Here is a 21,719-nt window from a genome sequence, read left to right as displayed (position 1 = left end):
ATGAACGACCGTTACGAAGCCGCAGGAAACCTGGTCGAGGCCCTGCTGCAACGCGCCTGCGAAATGCCGCGCAAGACTGCCCTGCGATTCATCGCCGAGAATGTCGAACAGCCCATCAGCTTCCGCGAGCTGGACGAGCGCGCCCGCGCCATGGCCGCCTGGATGCTGCGCCACGGCCAGCAGGGCGACCGCGCCGTGCTGCTATTGCCCAGCGGTCCTGAATACGTCACCGCATTCTTCGCCTGCCTCTACTCGGGGATCATCGCCGTGCCGGCCTATCCGCCGGAATCGGTGCGCCCGCAGCACCTGGCGCGCCTGCGCTCGATCCTCGACGACGCAGAACCCAGCCTGGTGCTCACCGACTCCACGCTGATCGAAGCCCTGCGCCCGGCCTGCGAACGCGAGAACGGCGACAGCCCGCTGCTGCTGGCGGTGGACCAGGCCGACCCGGCGCTGGCCGTCGAATGGCAGATGCCGGAACTGGCCGACAACGACATCGCCTTCCTGCAGTACACCTCCGGCTCTACCTCGACACCCAAGGGCGTGCAGGTCAGCCATGGCAACCTGGTCGCCAACGAGCGCCTGATCCGTCACGGTTTCGGCATCGGTGACGACGACGTGATCGTCAGCTGGCTGCCGCTGTTCCACGACATGGGCCTGATCGGCGGGCTGCTGCAGCCGATCTACAGCGGCATCGAGTGCGTGCTGATGTCGCCGCGCTACTTCCTCGAACGCCCGCGCCGCTGGCTGGAAGCCATCTCCCGCTTCGGCGGCACCGTCAGCGGCGGCCCGGACTTCGCCTACCGGCTGTGCTGCGAGCGGGTCAACGAGGCCGCACTGGAAGGCCTCGACCTGAGCCAATGGCGCGTGGCCTTCTCCGGCTCCGAGCCGATCCGCCCGGACACCCTGGAACGCTTCGCCGCCTGGTTCGCCCCGGCGCAGTTCGATGCCTCGTCCTTCTACGCCTGCTACGGCCTGGCCGAGGCGACCCTGTTCGTCACCGGCGGCGTGCGTGGCGAAGGCATTGCGCAGCTGGAGGTCGACCTCAATGCCCTGGGCGAAAACATCGCCCGTCCGGGCCGTGGTACCTCGCTGATCAACTGCGGTCGCACCCAGCCGGACCACGACGTGCAGCTGGTCGACCCGCAGAGCGGCGAAACCCTCGGCCCGGACCGCGTCGGTGAAATCTGGAGCAGCGGCCCCAGCGTCGCCCTCGGCTACTGGCGCAATCCGCAAGCCAGTGCGCGCACCTTCGTCGAGAAGGACGGCCGCACCTGGCTGCGTACCGGCGACCTGGGCTTCCTGCACAACGGCGAACTCTTCGTCACCGGCCGCCTCAAGGACATGCTCATCGTTCGTGGGCAGAACCTCTACCCGCAGGACCTGGAGCGCTGCGTGGAAGAAGAGGTGGACCTGGTGCGCAAGGGTCGCGTCTCCGCCTTCGCCATCGAACACCAGGGCCGCGATGGCATTGGCATCGCCGCCGAAGTCGGCCGTAGCGTGCGCAAGCTGATCTCCGCCGAGGCGCTGGCGAAAGCCATCTCCGCCGCCGTGGCCGAGACCTTCCAGGAGGCGCCGCTGGTGGTGGCGCTGCTGGAGCCGGGCGCATTGCCCAAGACATCCAGCGGCAAGCTGCAGCGCTCGGCGTGCCGCGCGCAGCTGCTCGATGGCAGCCTGCAGGCCTACGCCATCCAGCGTGCCGGCGAACCGATCAGCGATGGCGCCAGCGCCAGGCCGGTTGCTGCACTGACTGCCGAAGAGCAAGCCATCGCCGCACTCTGGAGCGAGGTGCTAGAGCTGCCGGCGATTCGCCGCGACGACAATTTCTTCGCCCTGGGCGGCAACTCCATCAAGGCCACTCAACTGATGGCGCGCCTGCGCGAACGCCTCGGCCGCGCCGTGGAACTGCGCCTGCTGTTCGAAGCGCCGGAGCTGGGCGCCTTCGTCGCCGCGCTGGCCGCACTGCCGACCACTCAGGTCGAGGCTGTGCCGCAGGTCCCGCGTGACGGTTTGCTGCCGCTGTCGCCAGCCCAGCGCCGCCTGTGGTTCCTCTGGAAGCTGGAACCGGAAAGCGCCGTCTACCACATCGCCGGGCGCATGAGCCTGCGCGGCGAGCTGCGCCGCCCCGCGGTGGAGCAGGCCTTCGCGATGCTGCTGGGTCGCCATGAAACCCTGCGCAGCCGTTTTATCGAACAGGCCGACGGCGAGGTGTCGCTGAGCCTGTCCGACGCGAATCAGGTCGAGCTGACCGAGAGCGACTTCAGTGCTCTGGGCAACGCCCGCCGAGACATCGCCGCCCGCGAGGACGCCGAGGCCTTCGCCTCGCAACCCTTCGACCTGGCCGCCGGCCCGCTGCTGCGCCTGCGCCTGCAGAACCTCGGCGGCGGCCGCCAGGCGTTGCTGCTCTGCGTGCACCACATCATCGCCGACGGCTGGTCGCTGAACCTGCTGCTGGACGAATTCGCCGAGTGCTACCGCGCCATCGTCGAACAGCGCGAGCCGGCGCTGCCGGCGCTGCCGGCGCTGTCGCGCCAGTATCTCGATCTCGCTGCCGCCCAGCAGAACAAGCTGGAAGCGGGTGAGGGCGCGCGCCTGCTGGACTGGTGGAGTGAACGCCTGGGCACCCAGCATTCGCCGCTGGAGCTACCGTTCGCGACCGGTGAAAAAGGCCAGAGCGCCGAGCTGATCGAGCGCGAAGTGGACGCCGAACTGACCGGAAAACTGCGCGGTCTGGCCCAGGCCCACGGCGCCACCCTGCCGATGGTGCTGCTCAGCGCCTACAACCTGCTGCTGCAACGCTACAGCGGCCAGCACGACCTGCGCATCGGCCTGACCCAGGCAGGCCGCGAGCAGCTCGACAGCGAGGGACTGGTCGGCTTCTTCGTCAACCTGCTGGTGCTGCGCAGCGAGCTGCCCGAAGGCGCCAGCCTGCGCGGCGTGCTCCGCCAACTGCGCGACGACCTGCTGCAAGCCCAGGCGCACCAGGGCCTGCCGTTCGAACAACTGGTGGAAGCCCTGCAGCCCGAGCGCGGCCACGGACGCCATCCGCTGTGCCAGGTGGCCTTCGACCACCAGTGGCAGCCGCGCGCCGGCAACGGCCTGCCGGGCGTCAGCGTGGAAGCTTTGGAACAGCTTGACCTGGAAACCCCCTTCGACCTGGTGCTGCGCGTCCGCGAAGGCGAGCAGTCCTTGCGCGTGAGCTTCTGCTACGCGAAGGAGCGCTACGCCGCCACTGGTATGCAGCGCCTCGTCGGGCACTTCCTCGACCTGTTGCGCGCCTTGCCGCAGATGAATGCCGACGCCGCGCTTGATGCCCGCGACTGGTTGCCCGCCAGCGACTGGAGCATCGCCGTGGCCGGTGATGCGCCGGCCTTCGAGGCGCTGAGCGAGACCATCGCCGCCCAGGCACGCCGCTATCCGGCGAAGGTCGCGCTGATCGACGATCAACGCGAGGTGAATTTCGCCGAGCTGGAAGACCGCTCCAACCGCCTGGCGCAGCGCCTGATCCAGCGCGGCATCGGCCCGGAACGCCGGGTTGCCGTGGCGCTGCCGCGCGGCGTGGATATCCCGCTGGCCCTGCTGGCCGTGATGAAGGCCGGCGGCGCCTACCTGCCGCTGGACGTCGACTATCCCGAGGAGCGTCTCGCCTGGCTGATGCAGGACGCTGGTGTGGACCTGCTGCTGACCAACGCCGCGCTGGCCGAACGCCTGCCGTTGCCCGAAGGCGTCGAGCGCCTGGTGCTGGAAGAAGCCGACCTCGCCAACGCCCTGGCAGTGCGCCCGCTGCTGCGCATCCAGGCGCAGAACCTCGCCTACCTGATCTACACTTCCGGCTCCACTGGCCAACCCAAGGGCGTTGCCGTCGCCCACGGCGAGATCGCCGCGCACTGCCGCGCCATCGGCCAGCGCTACGCGATGACCAGCGACGATCGCGAACTGATCTTCATGTCCTTCGCCTTCGACGGCGCCCATGAGCGCTGGCTCACCGCGCTGTCCCACGGCGGCAGCCTGTTGATCCGCAACGACGCCCTGTGGACCGCCGAGCAGACACTGGAACAGCTGCGCCGTCATGCAGTGACCGTCGCCGCCTTCCCGCCGGCCTACCTGCAACAGCTGGCCGAACAAGCGACGATCCACGGTCACGCGCCGAGCATGCGCATCTACTGCTTCGGCGGCGACGCGGTGCCGGAAGCGGCGTACCAGTTGGCGCACCAGGCGCTGAAACCGCAACACCTGATCAACGGCTACGGCCCCACCGAAACCGTGGTCACCCCGATGCTCTGGAAGGCGGATGCGCGCACGGCGTGCGGCGCGGCGTATGCGCCCATCGGCGAAGTGGTCGGCGAACGCAGCCTGTATATCCTCGACGACCGCCTGCAGCCGCTGCCGCGCGGCGTGGCCGGCGAGCTGTACATCGGCGGCCACGGCCTCGCCCGCGGCTACCACCAGCGCGCCGGAATGACCGCCGAACGCTTCGTCGCCGACCCCTACGCCGACGGCCTGCGCCTGTACCGCAGCGGCGACCGCGTGCGCTGGCGTGAAGACGGCGCGCTGGACTACCTCGGCCGCGTCGACCAGCAGGTAAAAATCCGTGGCTTCCGTATCGAGCCGGGCGAGATCGAAGCCCGCCTGCGCGCGCTGCCCGGCGTGCGCGAAGCAGCGGTGATCGCCCGTGACAGCGAACGTGGCAAGCGCCTGCTGGGCTACGTGACGGGCGAAGGCGTCGCCGAAGACATCCTGAAAGCCGCGCTGCGTGCGCAACTGCCGGAGTACATGGTGCCGTCGCGCATCCTCGTCCTTGCCGAAATGCCGCTCAACGCCAACGGCAAGATCGACCGCAAGGCGCTGCCCGAGCCACGGGACGCCGCCAGCACAACCGAAGCCCCGCGCGAGGGCCTGGAAAGCCGTGTCGCCGCCGTCTGGGCCGAAGTGCTCGGCGTGCCGGCCATCGGCCGCGAGGATGATTTCTTCGAGCTGGGCGGCCACTCGCTGCTGGCCACGCAAGTCATCTCCCGCCTGCGCCGCGACCTGGGTTGCGAAGTCCCGCTGCGCGATCTGTTCGAGGCCAGCCGCCTGGACGAATTCGTCGCCCGGCTCAGTGCGCTGAGCCCAAGCGCCCGCCCGCAACTGCGTGCCATGGCCCGCGACGGCGACCTGCCGCTGTCCGCCGCGCAGAGCCGCCTGTGGTTCTTCTGGCAGATGGAGCCGGCCAGCGCCGCCTACAACGTGCCGGGCGCCCTGCGCCTGCGCGGCGAGCTGGATGAGTCCGCGCTGCGCCGTGCCTTCGATGCCCTGGTGGCGCGCCACGAAACCCTGCGCACCACCTTCGATGAAGTGGACGGCCAGGCCTTCCAACGCATCCAGCCGGCCCAGCCGCTGGAGCTGGCGCGGGTCGACCTGTCCGCTGAAAAAGACGCCGAAGCTGCCGCCCGTCGATTGGCCGAGGTGGAAGCACAGCGCCCGTTCGACCTGCGCAACGGCCCGCTGCTGCGTCTCACGCTGATGCGATTGTCTCCAAAAGAAGTGGCCGACGCCGACCACGTGCTGCTGCTGACGATGCACCACATCGTCTCCGATGGCTGGTCGATCCGCGTACTGGTGGACGAATTCAGCCGCCTCTACGGCGCCTTCGCTGCCGGCGAGGCACTGCAATTGCCGGCGCTGCCGGTGCAGTACGCCGATTACGCCCAGTGGCAGCGCGAGCTGCTGGCGGGCGAGGAGGGCCGGCGTCAGCTGAACTGGTGGACCGAGCAACTCAGCCAGGACACACCGGTCCTGGAACTGGCCGCCGACCACCCGCGCCCGGCGGTGCAGAGCTACCGCGGCGGCAGCCTCGGCTTCAGCCTGGATGCCGGCCTCGGTGCACGCCTCAAGCACTTGGCCCGCGAGCAGGATGTCACCCTGTTCATGCTGCTGCTCGGCGCCTATGCCGTGCTGATGCAGCGCTACAGCGGCCAGCGCGACCTGCGCATCGCGGTGCCCATTGCCAACCGCCAGCAGTTGGAAACCGAAGGGCTGATCGGCTTCTTCGTCAACACCCAGGTGATGCCGTTCCAACTCACCGACGACGAATCCTTCGCCGCGCTACTGGCCCGCCTCAAGCCGTTGGCGCTGGGCGCGCAAGCGAACCAGGACCTGCCGTTCGAACAACTGGTGGAAGCGCTGCAACCCGAACGCAGCCTGGCCTACAACCCGCTGGTGCAGGTGAAGTTCAACTTCGGCTTCGACGTCAGCCGCCTGCCCGATGCCGGCGCGCTGAAGCTGGAACTGTTCAGCGAAGAGCAGTACGGCGCGCGCTTCGACCTGGCCCTGGACATGGCCGAGGCGCTGGACGCCAACGGCCAGCCGGGCGATGAGTTGCGCGGCAGCTTCGTCTATGCCCGCGACCTGTTCCTTGATGCCAGCGTCGCCGTCATCGCCAGCCAGTTCGAAACGCTGCTGCGCCAGCTGTGCGCCGAGCCGCAGCGCGCCCTCGGTGAGCTGCCGCGCCCGGTGGCGTCGCGCCGCCGTGGCGAGGCGCGCCAGTGGCCGCAACAGGATGTGCTCGGCCTGTTTGCCGCGCAGGTCGTCGCGCAACCGGACGCCATCGCGGTGCAGGATGAGGGCGTGCGCTACAGCTATGCGGAACTGGATGCGCGCAGCAACCGCCTGGCCAATGTGCTGATTGGCAGCGGCGTGGAGCCGGTCGAGTGCGTCGCCATCTGCCAGGAGCGCAGCGCGCAGTGGGTGCTCCTGCTGCTGGGCGTGCTCAAGGCTGGCGCCACCTACGTGCCGCTGGACCCGGCGCAGCCGGCCGAGCGCCTGCGCCAGTTGCTCGCCGACAACGGCATCGGCCGCGTGTTGGTGAGTGAGGCTGCGCTGCTGGAAACCTTCGGTGAAGCCGCCACGTTGATCCCGTTCGGCGGCCCAGAGCAGGGCAGTGCCGCCGCGCCTGCTCGGCGCATCGATCCGCAGCAGGCCGCTTACGTCATCTTCACCTCCGGCTCCACCGGCCAGCCCAAGGGCGTGCGCGTCAGCCACGGCGCGCTGGCCAACTACGTGCAGGCCGTGCTCGAACGCCTGCAACTGGACCAGGGCCGCGCCCAGGGGCTGGGCATGGCGATGGTTTCCTCGGTGGCTGCCGACCTCGGCCACACCACGCTGTTCGGCGCGCTGTGCGGCGGTGGCCGCCTGCACCTGGCGGATGCCCAGGCGGTGGCGGATGCCGAACGCTTCGCCGCGTTCATGCAGGACGTGGACGTGCTGAAGATCGTCCCCAGCCATCTCGCCGGTTTGCTGGCGGCCGCACCGAATGCTGCTGCCGTGCTACCGCGCCGCCTGCTGGTGGTGGGCGGTGAAGCCTGCGACCGCGCGCTGCTGCAAGCGCTGCGCGAGCTCTCGCCCAAGCTGCGCATCGTCAACCACTACGGCCCCAGCGAGTCCACCGTGGGCGCTCTGACCCACGAATGGTCGCTGGTGGATGATCTGCCGGCGGCCAGCCTGCCCATCGGTACGCCGTTGGCCAACACCGCCATCCGCGTGCTCGACGAGCATGGTCGTGACCTGCTGCCGGGCGTACCGGGCGAGCTGTACATCGGCGGTGCCGGCCTGGCACTGGGCTACCTCGGCCAGCCGGAAATGACGGCCGAACGCTTCGTGGAGATCGAGGGGGAGCGCCTGTACCGCAGTGGCGACCGTGTGCGCCTGAACCGTCACGGCGCCGTGGAATTCCTCGGCCGCGTCGATGACCAGGTGAAAATCCGTGGCTACCGCGTCGAGCCGGGCGAACTGGCGCAGGCGCTCAAGCGCCTGCCCGGCGTGCGTGATGCCGTGGCCTTGGCCGAGCGTGAGGGCGACGGCCCGATGAGGCTGCTGGCCTGGGCCGTGGCTGAAGGGCAGAGCGTTGAAAGTCTGCGTGAAAGCCTGGCCACCGAAGTTCCCGAATACCTGCTGCCGGCCCAACTGATGCTGCTGGAACGCCTGCCGCTGAACGCCAACGGCAAGGTGGACCGCAAGGCCCTGCCGCGTGTCGAAATGGCTGCCAAACCGTTGGACAGCGCACCGCTCTCCGAACTCGAACAGCGCATCGCCGACATCTGGCAGGCGGTGCTGAAGGTCGAGCGCGTTGGCGCCGAGGATAACTTCTTCGAGCTGGGCGGCGACTCCATCCTCAGCCTGCAGATCATCGCGCGCATCCGCAAGCTGGGTTACAAGCTCAGCCCGAAACAGCTCTTCGAGCGGCAGAGCGTCCGCCAGCTCGCGCAGTGGCTGGAAAGCCGCGCGCCGGCTGCCGCTGCGGCGCCCGCGCCGATGGCCGCCGTCACTGGCGAGGTCGCCCTGTCGCCGGTGCAGGCGCGCTTCTTCGAACGCGTACCGAGCGCCCAGCGTCACCACTGGAACCAGGCGCTGCTGCTGCAACCACGCGAAGCGTTGAACAGCGACGCACTGGCCCGCGCGCTGCACTGGCTGGTCGGCCAGCACGACGCACTGCGCCTGCGCTTCGACGGCAGCCGCCAGCGTTACGCTGAACAGGGTGCGCTGGACATGACCCTCCTGTGGCGCCGCCGCGCCGCCGACGCTCGCACCCTGGAGCGCCTGTGCGACGACGCCCAGGCCAGCCTGGATATTGCCAACGGCCCGCTGCTGCGCGCCATGCACGTCACGCTGGAAAGCGGCGGCGAACGCCTGCTGCTGGTGATCCATCACCTGGCGGTGGATGGTGTGTCCTGGCGCATCCTGCTGGAAGACCTGCAGTACGCCTACCGCGAACTGCGCGCCGGCCGCACGCCCGCCGCGTTGCCACGCAGCGACAGCTACCAGGCCTGGAGCGCTCGCCAGCAGGCGGCCGTCAATAACGCCGCCGCCGAGCTCGACTACTGGCAGGCCGAACTGCGCGATGCGCCGCGTCTGAACCGCGCGCGCAGCGACGCCCCGGCCACCTGGAAGGAGGCCACCAACGCGCGCTTCAGCCTTGATGCCGACACCACCCGCCAACTGCTCGGCCCGGCACTGAAGGCGCAGCGCTTGCAGATCAACGACCTGCTGCTGACCGCGCTGGCCCGCGCGCTGTGCGCCTGGACCGGCGAAACCTCCGCGCTGGTGGAGATGGAAGGCCACGGCCGGGATGCCTTCGATGGCGAAGCGGCGCTGGACCTGAGCCGTTCCGTGGGCTGGTTCACCGCGCTGTATCCGCTGCGCCTGCAAGCCGGCGGCGAGCCGGGCGCGGACCTGCGCGCCACCCGCGAACACCTGCGCAACCTGCCGCGCGCCGGCATGGGGTACGGCCAACTGCGCTATCTCAGCCAGCACGCGGCCAGCCTGCGTGACCTGCCGGCGCCGCAGGTCACCTTCAACTACCTCGGCCAGCTCGACCAGGCGTTTGCCGACGCCGACTTCCTGCCGGCCTTCGAAGGCGTCGGCCGCAGCCAACCGCTGAATGCGGCGCTAGGCAATGCACTGGTCTACGCCGGCCGCGTGCTGGGCGGTGAGCTGAGCCTGGAAGTCACCTACAGCCGCTTCATGTTCGACGCTGCCGACATCGACGAGCTGCAAGCGCTGCTGCGCGCCGAATTGCAGGCGCTGGTCGCTTATTGCCTGAATACGCCACTCCCGCTGCAAGCCAGCGAACTGCCGCTGCTCGGCCTCGACCAGCCACAGCTCGATGCACTGCCGCTGCCGGCCGGCGTGGAAGACCTCTATCCGCTGTCGCCGATGCAGCAGGGCATGCTGTTCCACGCCCTCGACGTGCCGGGCTCTTCGCTCTACGTCAACCAGCTGCGCGTCGATCTTGACGGCCTCGATGAAGCCCGCTTCCTCGACGCCTGGCGCGCGGTTATCGTCCGCCACGCCAACCTGCGCACCGGCTTCCTCGCCAGTGCGGATGCGGCGCCGTTGCAGTTCGTCCTGCGTGAGGTGCAGTTGCCGGTGCAGTCCTTCGATTGGCGCGACCAGCAGCTCAGCGAGCAGCAGTTGGAAAGCGTCGCCGACGCCCAGCGCAACCTGGGCTTCGACCTGGCCCAGCCGCCGCTGCAACGCCTGGCGCTGGTGCGTCTCGGTGAGCGCCGCTACCACCTGATCTGGACCTGTCACCACCTTCTGCTGGACGGCTGGAGCAGCGCGCGGCTGATCGGCGAAGTGCTCGCCCTCTACCGTGGCGAGTCGCTGCCGGCGCCCGCCGCGCAGTACGGCGACTACATCGGCTGGCTGCACGCCCAGGACGGCACCGTCGGTGAAACCTTCTGGCGCGAACGCCTGAAGGGCTTCGAGGAGCCGACCCTGCTGGCCACCGCCTGCAACGCGAGCTTCCGCGAGGAACCGTTGCGCGAGCTGCACAGCCGTCTCGACTCGGCGCCGCTGCAACGCTTTGCCCAGGCCCAGCGCATCACCCTCAACACCCTGGTGCAGGGCGCCTGGGCGTTGCTGCTGCAACGCTATTGCGGCCAGCGCAGCGTGACCTTCGGCGCCACCGTTGCCGGTCGCCCGGCGACCCTGCCGGGGGCGGAGGAAAGCCTCGGCCTGTTCATCAACACCCTGCCGATCCTGCAGACCCCGGACGACGCCCAGCGCGTCGGTGACTGGCTGCGCGAGCTGCAGGCCTTCAACCTCGACGTGCGCGAGTTCGAGCACACGCCGCTGTACGACATCCAGCGCTGGGCCGGCCGTGGCGGGCAGGCAATGTTCGACAGCCTCATCGTGTTCGAGAACTTCCCCATGGACGCGGCGCTGTCGTCGTCCGCGAACGATGAGCTGCGCATCCTCGGCCATCGCCCGGTGGACGGCACCAACTACGCCCTGGCCCTGGTGGCCAGTGCCGGCGAGCAGTTGGACGTGCGCTACACCTACCGTGCCGACCGCTTCAGCGCGAGCCAGATCGAACAGCTGCGCGGCCACTTCGAGCGCCTGCTGCTGGCTCTGGTGGAAGACGCCGAGCGCCCGCTGGGTCGCGTCAGCCAGCTGGCCGACGCGGAGCGCAACGCGCTGCTGCAACGCTTCAACGACACCGAGGCGACATTCCCGGCAGACGTGCAGCTGCAGGAGCTGATCGAACGCCAGGTTGCCGCGACCCCGGATGCGCTGGCCCTGCAATTCGGCGGACAGCGCCTGAGCTACGCCCAGCTCAACGCCCGCGCCAACCAGCTTGCGCACTGGCTGCGCGGCCAGGGTGTCGGCCCGGACGTACTGGTCGGTGTGGCCGCAGAGCGTTCGGTGGAGCTGGTGGTGGCCCTGCTGGGCATCGTCAAGGCCGGCGGCGCCTATGTGCCGATGGACCCGGACTACCCGCAGGACCGCCTGCAACACATGCTGGGCGACAGCGGCGTCAATCTTCTGCTGACCCAGCAATACCTGTTGGAACGCCTGCCGCAGACGGCTGCGAAAACCCTGTGCCTGGACAGCCAGTGGAGCGAAATCGCCACGGCTTCCGAGCAGAACCCCGTCATCCAAGGCAGCCCGCAGAACCTTGCGTACCTCATCTACACCTCCGGTTCCACCGGTAAACCCAAGGGCGCCGGCAACAGCCATCGCGCATTGGTCAACCGCTTGCACTGGATGCAGAAAGCCTACGCGCTGGATGCCTCCGACCGCGTGTTGCAGAAGACCCCGTTCAGCTTCGACGTGTCGGTGTGGGAGTTCTTCTGGCCGCTCATGACCGGTGCGGCGCTGGTGGTCGCCGCGCCCGGTGCGCACCGCGACCCGTCGGCGCTGCGCCGGGTGATCGAGGCGGGGCGGGTCACCACGCTGCACTTCGTGCCGTCGATGCTGCAGGCCTTCGTCGCTTCCGGCGAACTGGAGCGCTGCACCTCGCTGCTGCAGGTGATGTGCTCCGGCGAGGCGCTGCCCTTTGATCTGCAACAGCAGTTCCGTCAGCGCAGCAGCGCGAAACTGCACAACCTCTACGGCCCGACGGAGGCGGCGATCGACGTCAGCTTCTGGGCCTGCATTGATGCCAACGCGCGGCACGTGGTGCCCATCGGCCGGCCCATCGACAACCTGCGCCTGGTGCTGCTGGACGAGCGCCTGGAGCCGGTGCCGCAGGGCGTGGCCGGCGAGCTGTACATCGGCGGCGTCGGCCTGGCGCGCGGTTACCACGCGCGCCCCGGTCTGACCGCCGAGCGCTTCGTCGCTGATCCCTTTGGGAGCGGCGAACGCCTCTATCGCACCGGGGACCTGGCTCGCCAGCGCGAAGACGGTGCCATCGAGTACCTCGGCCGCCTCGACCACCAGGTGAAGATTCGCGGCCTGCGCATCGAGCTGGGCGAGATCGAGGCGCGCCTGCAAGTGCAGCCGGAGGTCAGCGAAGCGGTGGTGGTGGCGAAGGACGGTGTGCTGCTGGCCTACGTGGTCGCCAGCGCCGAGCCTGAAGCCCTGCGCCAGGCGCTGCAAGGCGAGCTGCCGGACTACATGGTGCCGTCGCGGATCATCGCCCTCGACGCCATGCCGCTGTCGCCCAACGGCAAGCTGGACCGCAAGGCCCTGCCGGACCCGCAACTGGGCGCGAGCCAGCGCGAGTACGTGGCGCCGCGCAGCGACCTGGAAGTCGAGCTGGCCGGTATCTGGCAGCACGTGCTGCAAGTGGATCGCGTCGGTCTGCACGACGACTTCTTCGAGCTGGGCGGCCATTCGCTGCTGCTCACCCAGGTCGGCCTGACCCTGCGTCAGCGCCTGGGCCTTGAGTTGCCGCTGCATCGCCTGTTCGAGCTGAGCAATATCGAGGCGCTGGCCGCCTGGATCGAAGCCCAGCGCGCGAGCTCCGCCAGTGCGGAAGAGGAACTGGACCTGATGGACGAACTGCTCGGCGAGCTGGAGAACCTGTAATGACCCACCCGATGGACGCTCAGCTGAAGCAGGTCGCGGAGCGCCTTGGCGCGCTCTCCGAGGACAAACAGATCGTCTTCCTGCGCCAGCTTCGCGAGAAGGGCGTGAGCCTGTCGCGCCTGCCGATCCTCCGCGAGGGGCGCGAACACGCGCCACTGTCGGCGGCCCAGGCGCGCCTGTGGTTCCTCTGGCAGATGGAGCCGCACAGCGCCGCCTACAACATCCCGGCCGCCGTACGCCTGCGCGGCACGCTGGACGAAGGCGCGCTGGAGCGTGCCTTCACCGCGCTGATCGCGCGCCATGAAAGCCTGCGCACCGTGTTCCGCACGGCACAGCCTGGGCACCATGCCTCGGCGGATAACGCTGGCGCGTTATGCGCCCTACGGGAGCCGGATGACGAGGTTCTGCGCTCGGCAGAGGACCGCTCTGGTAGGGCGAATGACGCGCAGCGTCATCCGCCGCAAGGTGGGCCGGGTATGGCGGCAGATGGCGCGGTGATGCAGTGCATCCTGCCGCCTGGGTCGGCGCAGCTGGAGGCGAAGGATTTCGGTAGCGAAGCCGAGGCGCGGCAATGGCTTAACGATTGTGCGCAGCGTTCCTTCGACCTCGCCGCAGGCCCGCTGCTGCGCCTGCACCTGGCGCGACTGCCGGGTGAAGCGCTGCTGCTGGTGAACCTGCATCACATCATCGCCGACGGCTGGTCCATCGGGGTACTGATTGACGAGTTCGCGGTGCTGTACAGCGCCGAGGTGCAAGGCGCGAAAGCCGACCTGGCCGAGCTGCCGATCCAGTACAGCGACATCGCCCGCTGGCAGCGCCTGTGGCTGGCGGCCGGCGAGGGCGAGCGGCAACTGGCGTACTGGAAGGAGCAGTTGGGCGACGAATCGCTGCTGCTGACCCTGCCGGGCGACCGGCCGCGTCCGCTGGTGCAGAGTTATCGCGGCGCCACTTTCGACTTCGAGCTGCCTCGCGAGCTGAGCGAAGCGCTGCGCGACCTGGCGCGAGGGCAGGGCGCCACGTTGTTCATGTTGATCCTCGCTGCGTACCAGCTGCTGCTGTCGCGCTACAGCGGCCAGCGCGAGCTGCGCGTCGGCGTGCCCATTGCCGGCCGTGGCCGTGCCGAGAGTGAGCGGCTGATCGGCTTCTTCGTCAACACCCAGGTGCTGACGGCACGCATCGATGGCGACGAATCCTTCAACGCCTTCCTGGCCCGCACCCGTGAAGCGGTGCTCGGCGCCCAGTCCAACCCGGACCTGCCCTTCGAGCAACTGGTGGATGCGCTGCAGCCCGAGCGCAGCCTGAGCTACAACCCGCTGTTCCAGGTGGCCTGCAACCACCAGCCGAGCCGCCGCGATACCCTGCGCGAGCTGCCCGGCGGCCTGCAGCTGGAAAGCCTGGAGCTGGACAGCGGCATCGCCAAATTCGACCTGACCCTGAACACCGAGGAAAGCCGCGACGGCCAGGTGCGCGGGCAGTTCATGTACGCCACCGACCAGTTCGATGAGGCGACCCTCTCACGCCTCTGCGGGCATTTCCTCAACCTGCTGCGCGGTATCGTCGCCGATCCGCATTGCCCGGTCGCGCGCCTGCCGTTGCTCGATGGCCGCGAGCGTGAACAATTGCTCTACGGCTGGAACGCCACCGACGTGGAGTATCCGCGCGATGCCTGCCTGCACCAACTGATCGAGCAGCAGGCGGCGCGCACGCCGAACGACATCGCGCTGACCGATGGCCAGCGCAGCTTCAGCTACGCCGAGCTGAACAGCCGCGCCAATCGCCTCGCGCACTGGCTGCGTGAGCAGGGTGTCGGCCCGGACAGCCGCATCGGCGTGGCGCTGGAGCGCTCCGTCGAACTGCCGGTGGCTTTGCTCGCCGTGCTCAAGGCCGGCGGCGCCTACGTGCCGCTGGACCCGGAATTCCCCGCCGAACGCCTGGCGCACATGCTCGACGACGGCGACGTGCGCCTGCTGCTGACCCAGCAGCACCTGCTCGGCGAGCTGCCGCAGACCGGCGCCCGCGCGTTCTGCCTGGACCGCGACTGGGCACAACTGGAAGGCTACGCCGACAGCGATCTGCACAACCTCGCTCGCCCGGACGATCTCGCCTACCTCATCTACACCTCCGGCTCCACCGGCAAGCCCAAGGGCGTCGCGGTGCGCCACGGCGGGGTGGTCAACTTCATGCTCAGCATGGCCAGCGAACCGGGCCTGGATGCGCGGGACCGCGTGCTCGCGCTCACCTCGCTGTCCTTCGATATTTCCGCGCTGGAGCTGTACCTGCCGCTGCTGGTCGGCGGCCGCGTGGTTCTGGTAGACCGCGACGTCGCCCGCGACCCGGCGCGCCTGCTGGGCGTGGCACTGGAGCAGGGCGTGACGGTGATCCAGGCGACGCCGAGCACCTGGACGCTGCTCAGCGGCCACGACGACTTCCCGCGCCTGAATGGTTGCCGCTTCTTCTGCGGCGGCGAGGCGTTGTCCGCCGAGCTGGCGGACAAGCTCACCACGCAGACCGAGGCTCTTTGGAACCTCTACGGCCCCACCGAAACCACCATCTGGTCGGCGGCCTGGAAGATCGACAAGGGCGCCCGCGCACTGCTCGGCAAGCCTATCGCCAACACCCAGCTGTATATCCTCGACGGCGAACTGCAGCCGGCGCCCATTGGCGTGGCCGGCGAGCTGTACATTGCCGGCGACGGCCTGGCGCGCGGCTACCATGGGCGCCCCGAGCTGACCGCCGAGCGCTTCGTCGCTGATCCCTACGCTGGTTTATACGGCCAGCCAGGCCGGCGCATGTACCGCACCGGCGACCTGGCGCGCTGGCGGGCAGATGGTGTGCTGGAGTACCTCGGCCGCCTCGACCACCAGGTGAAGATTCGCGGCTTCCGTATCGAACTGGGCGAGATCGAGTCGCGCCTGCTCGGCCAACCCGGCGTGCGCGAGGCAGTGGTGATCGCTCGCGATGCGGGGCAGGTCAAGCAACTGGTCGGCTACGTCACCGGGCAGATCGATACCGACCTGCGTGCCGCGCTGCTGGAAGAGCTGCCGGACTACATGGTCCCGGCGCAGATCGTCCTGCTGGAGCGCATGCCGCTCACGCCCAACGGCAAGCTGGACCGCAAGGCCCTGCCGGAACCAGACTTCAGTCTGCTGCAGAAAAGCTACCGCGCGCCGGAGAGCGAGCGCGAGCAGACCCTGGCGGCCATCTGGTGCGCGGTGCTGGGCCTGGAACGGGTCGGCCTGGACGACAACTTCTTCGAACTGGGCGGCGACTCCATCGTTTCCATCCAGGTGGTCAGCCGCGCGCGTGCCGCCGGGTTGCAGCTGAGCCCGAAGGACCTGTTCCAGCACCAGACGCTGCAGGCACTGGCCCGTGTGGCCGGTGACATGGTGCACGCCGAGGTGCCAGTTGCCGCGGCTCAGATAGAGGCACCGAATGCCGCCCAACTGGCCGCGCTCGGTCTGAACCCCGACGAGATCGAAGACCTCTATCCGCTGTCGCCCATGCAGCAGGGCATGCTGTTCCACGGCGTGGACGGCAGCGAGGGGGGCGTCTACGTCAACCAGCTGCGCGTGGAAGTGCAGGGGCTGGACGTCGAGCGCTTCCGCGGCGCCTGGCAGGCTGCGCTGGATGCCCATGACAACCTGCGCGCCGGCGTGCACTGGCAGGGCCTCGATAAGCCGCTTCAGGCCGTGCACAAACGTGTCGAGCTGCCGCTGGAAGTCCTGGACTGGCGTGGCCGCGAGGACATGGATGCAGCACTGGACGAGCTGGCTGCCGCCGAACGCAGCCGCAGCTTCGACCTGGAGCGTCCGCCGCTGCTGCGCCTGGTGCTCGTGCGCAGCACCGAGGACAGCCACCAGCTGGTCTACACCCACCACCACATCCTGCTCGACGGCTGGAGCAACGCCCAGCTGTTCGCCGAAGCCCTGCGCCGCTACAACGGCGAAAGCATCGCCGAGCAGGGCCGCTACCGCGACTACATCCACTGGCTGCAAGCCCAGGACCCGCAGCAGGCCCAGGACTTCTGGGGCGCGCGCCTGCAAGGCTTCGCCCAGCCCACCGTGCTGGCCGACAGCCTGGCGCGCCCGGCCGAAGGCAGCGGCCACGGCCTGGAATACAGCCGCTACGACGCGGCGGCCACCGAACGCCTGAAAGCCTTCGCCCGTAGCCAGCGGGTGACGCTGAACACCCTGGTGCAGGCGGCGTGGATTCTCCTGCTGCAACGCTACACTGGCCAGCAGCGCGTGGCCTTCGGCGCCACCGTGGCCGGGCGCCCGGCGCAACTGGCCGGTGCCGACAGCCTGCTGGGCCTGTTCATCAACACGCTGCCCATCGTCCAGGCGCCGGCCGAACAGGCCGATCTGGGTGACTGGCTGCGTGAGCTGCAGGCCTACAACCTGGACGTGCGCGAGTTCGAGCACACGCCGCTGTACGACATCCAGCGCTGGGCCGGCCAGGCCGGGCAGGCGCTGTTCGACAGCATCATCGTGTTCGAGAACTACCCGGTCGACGAAGTGCTGCGCAGCGCCCAGGGCCCGCGTTTCGGCGAGCTGAAATCCAAGGACGAGACCAGCATTCCGATGGACCTCGCGGTGCGCGTCGGCGACAGGCTGGAGATCGAGTACCAGTACCTGCGCGCGCACTTCAGCGCACCGGCCGTGGCGCGCCTGCGCGGCAACCTGGAACAGGTGCTGGACAGCCTGCTGCACGGCGCCGGCAAGCGCGTCGGCGAGCTGCAGTGCCTGTCCGCCGATGACCGCGCGGCCCTGGCCGCCTGCCGTGGCCCGCACCAGTCGCTGCCGCCAGCCGAGCCGGTGCATCTGGCGATTGCGCGTCAGGCCGCTCTGCGCGGCGATGAGGTGGCGCTGATCTGTGGCGACGAGGAGATCGACTACGCGGCGCTGGAGCGCGACTCCAACCGCCTGGCCCATCGCCTGATGGCGCTGGGCGTCGGCCCGGAAATCCGGGTCGGCGTGGCCCTGCCGCGCAGCGTGCGCATTCCGTTGGTGCTGCTGGCGGTGCTCAAGGCCGGCGGTGCCTACGTACCGCTGGACGCCGAGTACCCGCGCGAGCGCCTGGAATTCCAGATGAGTGACGCCGGCATCGCGCTGCTGATCACCGATAGCCGCCTGCGCGAACGCCTGCCGCTGCCGGCAGGGGTGCAGTGCCTGGAGCTGGACGGCCTTGATCTTTCTAGCGAAGACAGCGACCTGCCGGTGGTGGCGCTGGAGCCGGAAAACCTCGCCTACCTGATCTACACCTCCGGCTCCACCGGCAAGCCCAAGGGCGTGGCGGTCAGTCATGGTCCGCTGGCCATGCACTGCGCGGCCATCGGCGAGCTGTACCGGATGGACGCGGCGACCCGCGAGCTGCACTTCATGTCCTTCGCCTTCGACGGCGCCCACGAGCGCTGGCTGACCACCCTGGTGCACGGCGGCAGCCTGGTGCTGCGCGGCGATGAGCTGTGGACGCCGGAGCAGACCTACCGTGTGCTGCACGACAAGCAGGTGAGCGTGGCGGCCTTCCCGCCGGTCTACCTGCAGCAACTGGCCGAGCACGCCCTGCGTGACGGCAACCCGCCGCCGGTGCGCATCTACTGCTTCGGTGGTGATGCGGTGCCCAATGCCAGCTTCGAGCTGGCCAAACGCGCGCTGCGCGCCGAGCACCTGATCAATGGCTACGGCCCCACGGAAACCGTGGTCACGCCGCTGCTGTGGAAAGCGGACCGCACCACGGCCTGCGATGCGGCGTATGCCCCCATCGGCAAGGGTGTCGGCGCGCGCAAGCTGTACATCCTCGACGAGCAACTGCGCCAGGTTCCACTGGGCGTGGCGGGCGAGCTGTACATCGGCGGCGACGGCCTGGCGCGTGGCTACCACGAGCGTGCCGGCCTGACCGCCGAGCGCTTTGTCGCCGATCCGTTCGATACGAACGGCGGGCGCTTGTACCGCTCCGGCGACCTGGTACGCGGCCGCGCCGATGGCGTGATCGACTACGTGGGCCGGATCGACCATCAGGTGAAGATTCGCGGCTTCCGCATCGAACTGGGCGAGATCGAGGCGCGCCTGCAGGATCACCCGCAGGTCAGTGAGGCGCTGGTGGTCGCTCGCGACGGTATCAGCGGCAAGCAACTGGTGGGCTACGTGGTCGGTGAGGTGGAAGGCGACGCGTTGCGCAGCTTCCTCCGCGCCCAGGTGCCGGACTACATGGTACCGGCGCAGATTCTCAAGCTTGCGCGCTTCCCGCTGTCGCCCAACGGCAAGATCGACCGCAAGGCGCTGCCCGAGCCGACCTGGCAGGGCGAGGCCTACGAGGCGCCGCGCAACGCGCGCGAGCAGGCCCTGGCCGACATCTGGCAGGATGTGCTGCAAGTGGAGCGCGTCGGCATCCGCGACAACTTCTTCGACCTCGGCGGAGATTCCATCCTCAGCCTGCAGATCGTCTCCCGCGCCCGCCAGGCGCTGGGCGAGGGCGTGGAAATCCGTCTGCGCGACCTGTTGCAGTACCAGACCATCGCCGGCCTGTTGGAGCGCGCCGAGAGCGTGGCCGAGGACGCGCCGACAGCGGCCGTGGCGGTCGCCGATGACGGCGAATCCTTCGGCCTGGTGCCGATCCAGCAATGGATGTTCGAGCAGCAGCTGGAGGAGCCCAACCACTTCAACCAGGCGGTGCTGCTGGAGTGTCGCCAGCGTCTCGACGCGGCTGCGCTGGAAGCGGCTCTGCAAGGCTTGCTGGCCGAGCACGGCAGCCTGCGCCTGTCCTTCGCCCGTGGCGCGGACGGCGTGTGGCGCCAGCGCTATTGCGAGGCCAGCGAGATCACCGGCGCGTTGCTCTGGCAGCGTCAGGCGGCGAATGCCGAGGAGGCGTTGCTGATCGCCAACCAGGCGCAGCGCAGCCTGGACCTGAGCGAAGGTCGTCTGCTGCGCGGCGTGCTCACCGACATGGCCGATGGCACCCAGCGCCTGCTGCTGGTGATCCACCACCTGGGCGTGGACGGCGTGTCCTGGCGCATCCTGCTGGAGGAGTTGCAGCAGCGCTACGCCGCGCAGCTTACCGGCGAGCCGGCGCCGCGTTTCGAGCGCACCAGCACTTATCGCGCCTGGGCCGAAGGCCTGCGCGAGTATGCCGACAGCCAACTGGCGCAAGCCGACCTGCCGTACTGGCTGGAGCAGACCGACACCACCGGCCTGGGCGAGCCGCTGCGCGACAACCCGCGCGGCGCCGAGCGCATGGCGCACCTGGAGCAGTCGTTCCTGCGCCTGGACCGCGAGCAGACCCAGCGCCTGCTGAAGGTAGCTCCGGAGGCCTACCGCACGCAGATCAACGACCTGCTGCTGACCGCCCTGGGCCGCACGCTGTGCCAGTGGTGCGACAGCGAGTCGGTGCTGATCGGCCTGGAAGGCCATGGCCGCGAGGACATTCTCGACAGCGTCGACCACAGCCGCACGCTCGGCTGGTTCACCAGCCTGTTCCCGCTGCGCCTGACGCCGGGGCAGGGCGGTTACGCCCAGTCCATCCCGACGATCCGCCAGCAACTGCGCGCGGTACCGGACAAGGGCATCGGCTACGGCGCCTTGCGCTACCTGGGCGACAGCGCGCTGCGCCGCCAGCTCGCCGCCCGCGCCGAGCCGCGCGTCACCTTCAACTACCTCGGCCAGTTCGACCAGAGCTTCGATGACCAGGCGCTGTTCGTGCCGCTGCAGGAGAAGCCCGGCGACACCTACGCCGCCAGCACGCCGATGAACAACTGGCTGGAGATCGTCGGCCAGGTCTATGACGGCGAACTGACCCTGCGCTGCATGTTCAGCCGCCGGGTGTTCCGCCCGTCGCGCATCGAGGCGCTGATGGCGACGCTGCGTGAAGAACTGGACGGTGTGATCGGCCACTGCTGTGCGCAGGTCGAAAGCGCCAAGGAAAAGGCCACGGTATGAACGCATTGATGACAGAGGTCGGCATGCTGCACCCGGAGATTTCCGCGTTTCTCGATATGGTCGACGAGGGCCGCCGCAGTGGTCGTCCGGCACTGCATGAACTGCCGGTAGGGCAGGCGCGGGAGGACTTCGAAGCGTCGTCCGGATCGCTCAAGGCCGGGGCGCCGTCGATGCCGGTGGAGGCATTGCGGATTCCTGCGCGGGATGGCCGTGAACTGCCCGCACGGTTGTATCGGCCCGCTTTCACCGGAAACGGGGCGGGCGACGCGGCGATCCTGTATTTCCACGGCGGCGGCTATACAGTCGGCAGCCTGGATTCCCACGATGGCTTGTGCCGGCTGCTGGCGAAGCACTGTGGTTGCTCGGTGATTTCGCTGGGCTACCGACTGGCACCGGAGGCGCCTTTCCCGGCGGCTACCCACGACGCCCGCGATGCCTGGAACTGGTTGCTGGCTGCTGCCGCCAGCCTGGGCTTGAACGCGCGCCGCCTGGCGGTGGGCGGCGACAGCGCCGGCGCCACCCTGGCCACGGTGCTCTGCGCCGAGCTGGCGGGCGAGGGCGTCGAGCAGCCCTGCGCCCAGTTGCTGTTCTATCCCGCGGCGGATGCCAGTAAGCGCAGCGAATCCCAGGAGCTGTTCGCCGAAGGCTATCTGCTGGAAACCGCCAGCCTGGACTGGTTCTACGAGCAGTACGTGCCCGACGCTTCTCAGCGCCGCGATTGGCGTTGCTCGCCGTTGCATGCGGGAGCGGCCCTGCAAGGCAGCGCTCCGGCGCTGCTGTTGGCCGCGGAATTCGATCCGTTGCTGGACGAAGGCCTGGCCTACGCCCATGCGCTGGTGGCGCAGGGCGTGGAGGTGGAAGCCGAGCGCTGCTGCGGGATGACCCATGACTTCCTGCGGATGGGCAACCTGGTGCCGGAAGTCGACGGGTATTACCGGCGGGTGGCGGAGTTTCTGGCGGCGCGCTGGTGAGCTTCCCTGTAGGAGCGAGCGTGCT

The 21,719-nt window shown here is 69.0% G+C and carries 3 protein-coding genes; all 3 read left to right on the top strand.

Annotation, left to right across the window (positions count from 1 at the left end):
* The 3 genes from LDJ84_RS17345 to LDJ84_RS17335 are packed head-to-tail and all read left to right on the top strand — an operon-like array spanning window position 1 to window position 21,694.
* The gene (locus tag LDJ84_RS17345; protein ID WP_226045114.1) at window positions 1-12,792 is read left to right on the top strand and encodes a non-ribosomal peptide synthase/polyketide synthase; all 12,792 of its coding nucleotides are present in this window, start codon (window positions 1-3) and stop codon (window positions 12,790-12,792) included.
* Window positions 12,792-20,723 carry a non-ribosomal peptide synthetase gene (locus LDJ84_RS17340; RefSeq protein ID WP_226045113.1) on the top strand — a complete coding sequence of 2,644 codons (7,932 nt, stop codon included), beginning with the start codon at window positions 12,792-12,794 and terminating at the stop codon, window positions 20,721-20,723. Before LDJ84_RS17345 ends, LDJ84_RS17340 begins: the two co-directional genes overlap by 1 nt.
* Entirely contained in the window at window positions 20,720-21,694 is a 975-nt protein-coding gene (locus LDJ84_RS17335; protein ID WP_024764721.1) for an alpha/beta hydrolase, read from the top strand. The genes LDJ84_RS17340 and LDJ84_RS17335 overlap by 4 nt, the downstream gene beginning before the upstream one ends.
* Window positions 21,695-21,719: the final 25 nt, after the last annotated feature.

The sequence above is a fragment of the Pseudomonas sp. HS-18 genome (assembly GCF_020401845.1).
Classification (GTDB): domain Bacteria; phylum Pseudomonadota; class Gammaproteobacteria; order Pseudomonadales; family Pseudomonadaceae; genus Pseudomonas; species Pseudomonas nitroreducens.
The sequence above is the reverse complement of the archived record's forward strand: the minus strand, read 5'-3'. Positions and strand labels throughout refer to the sequence as shown.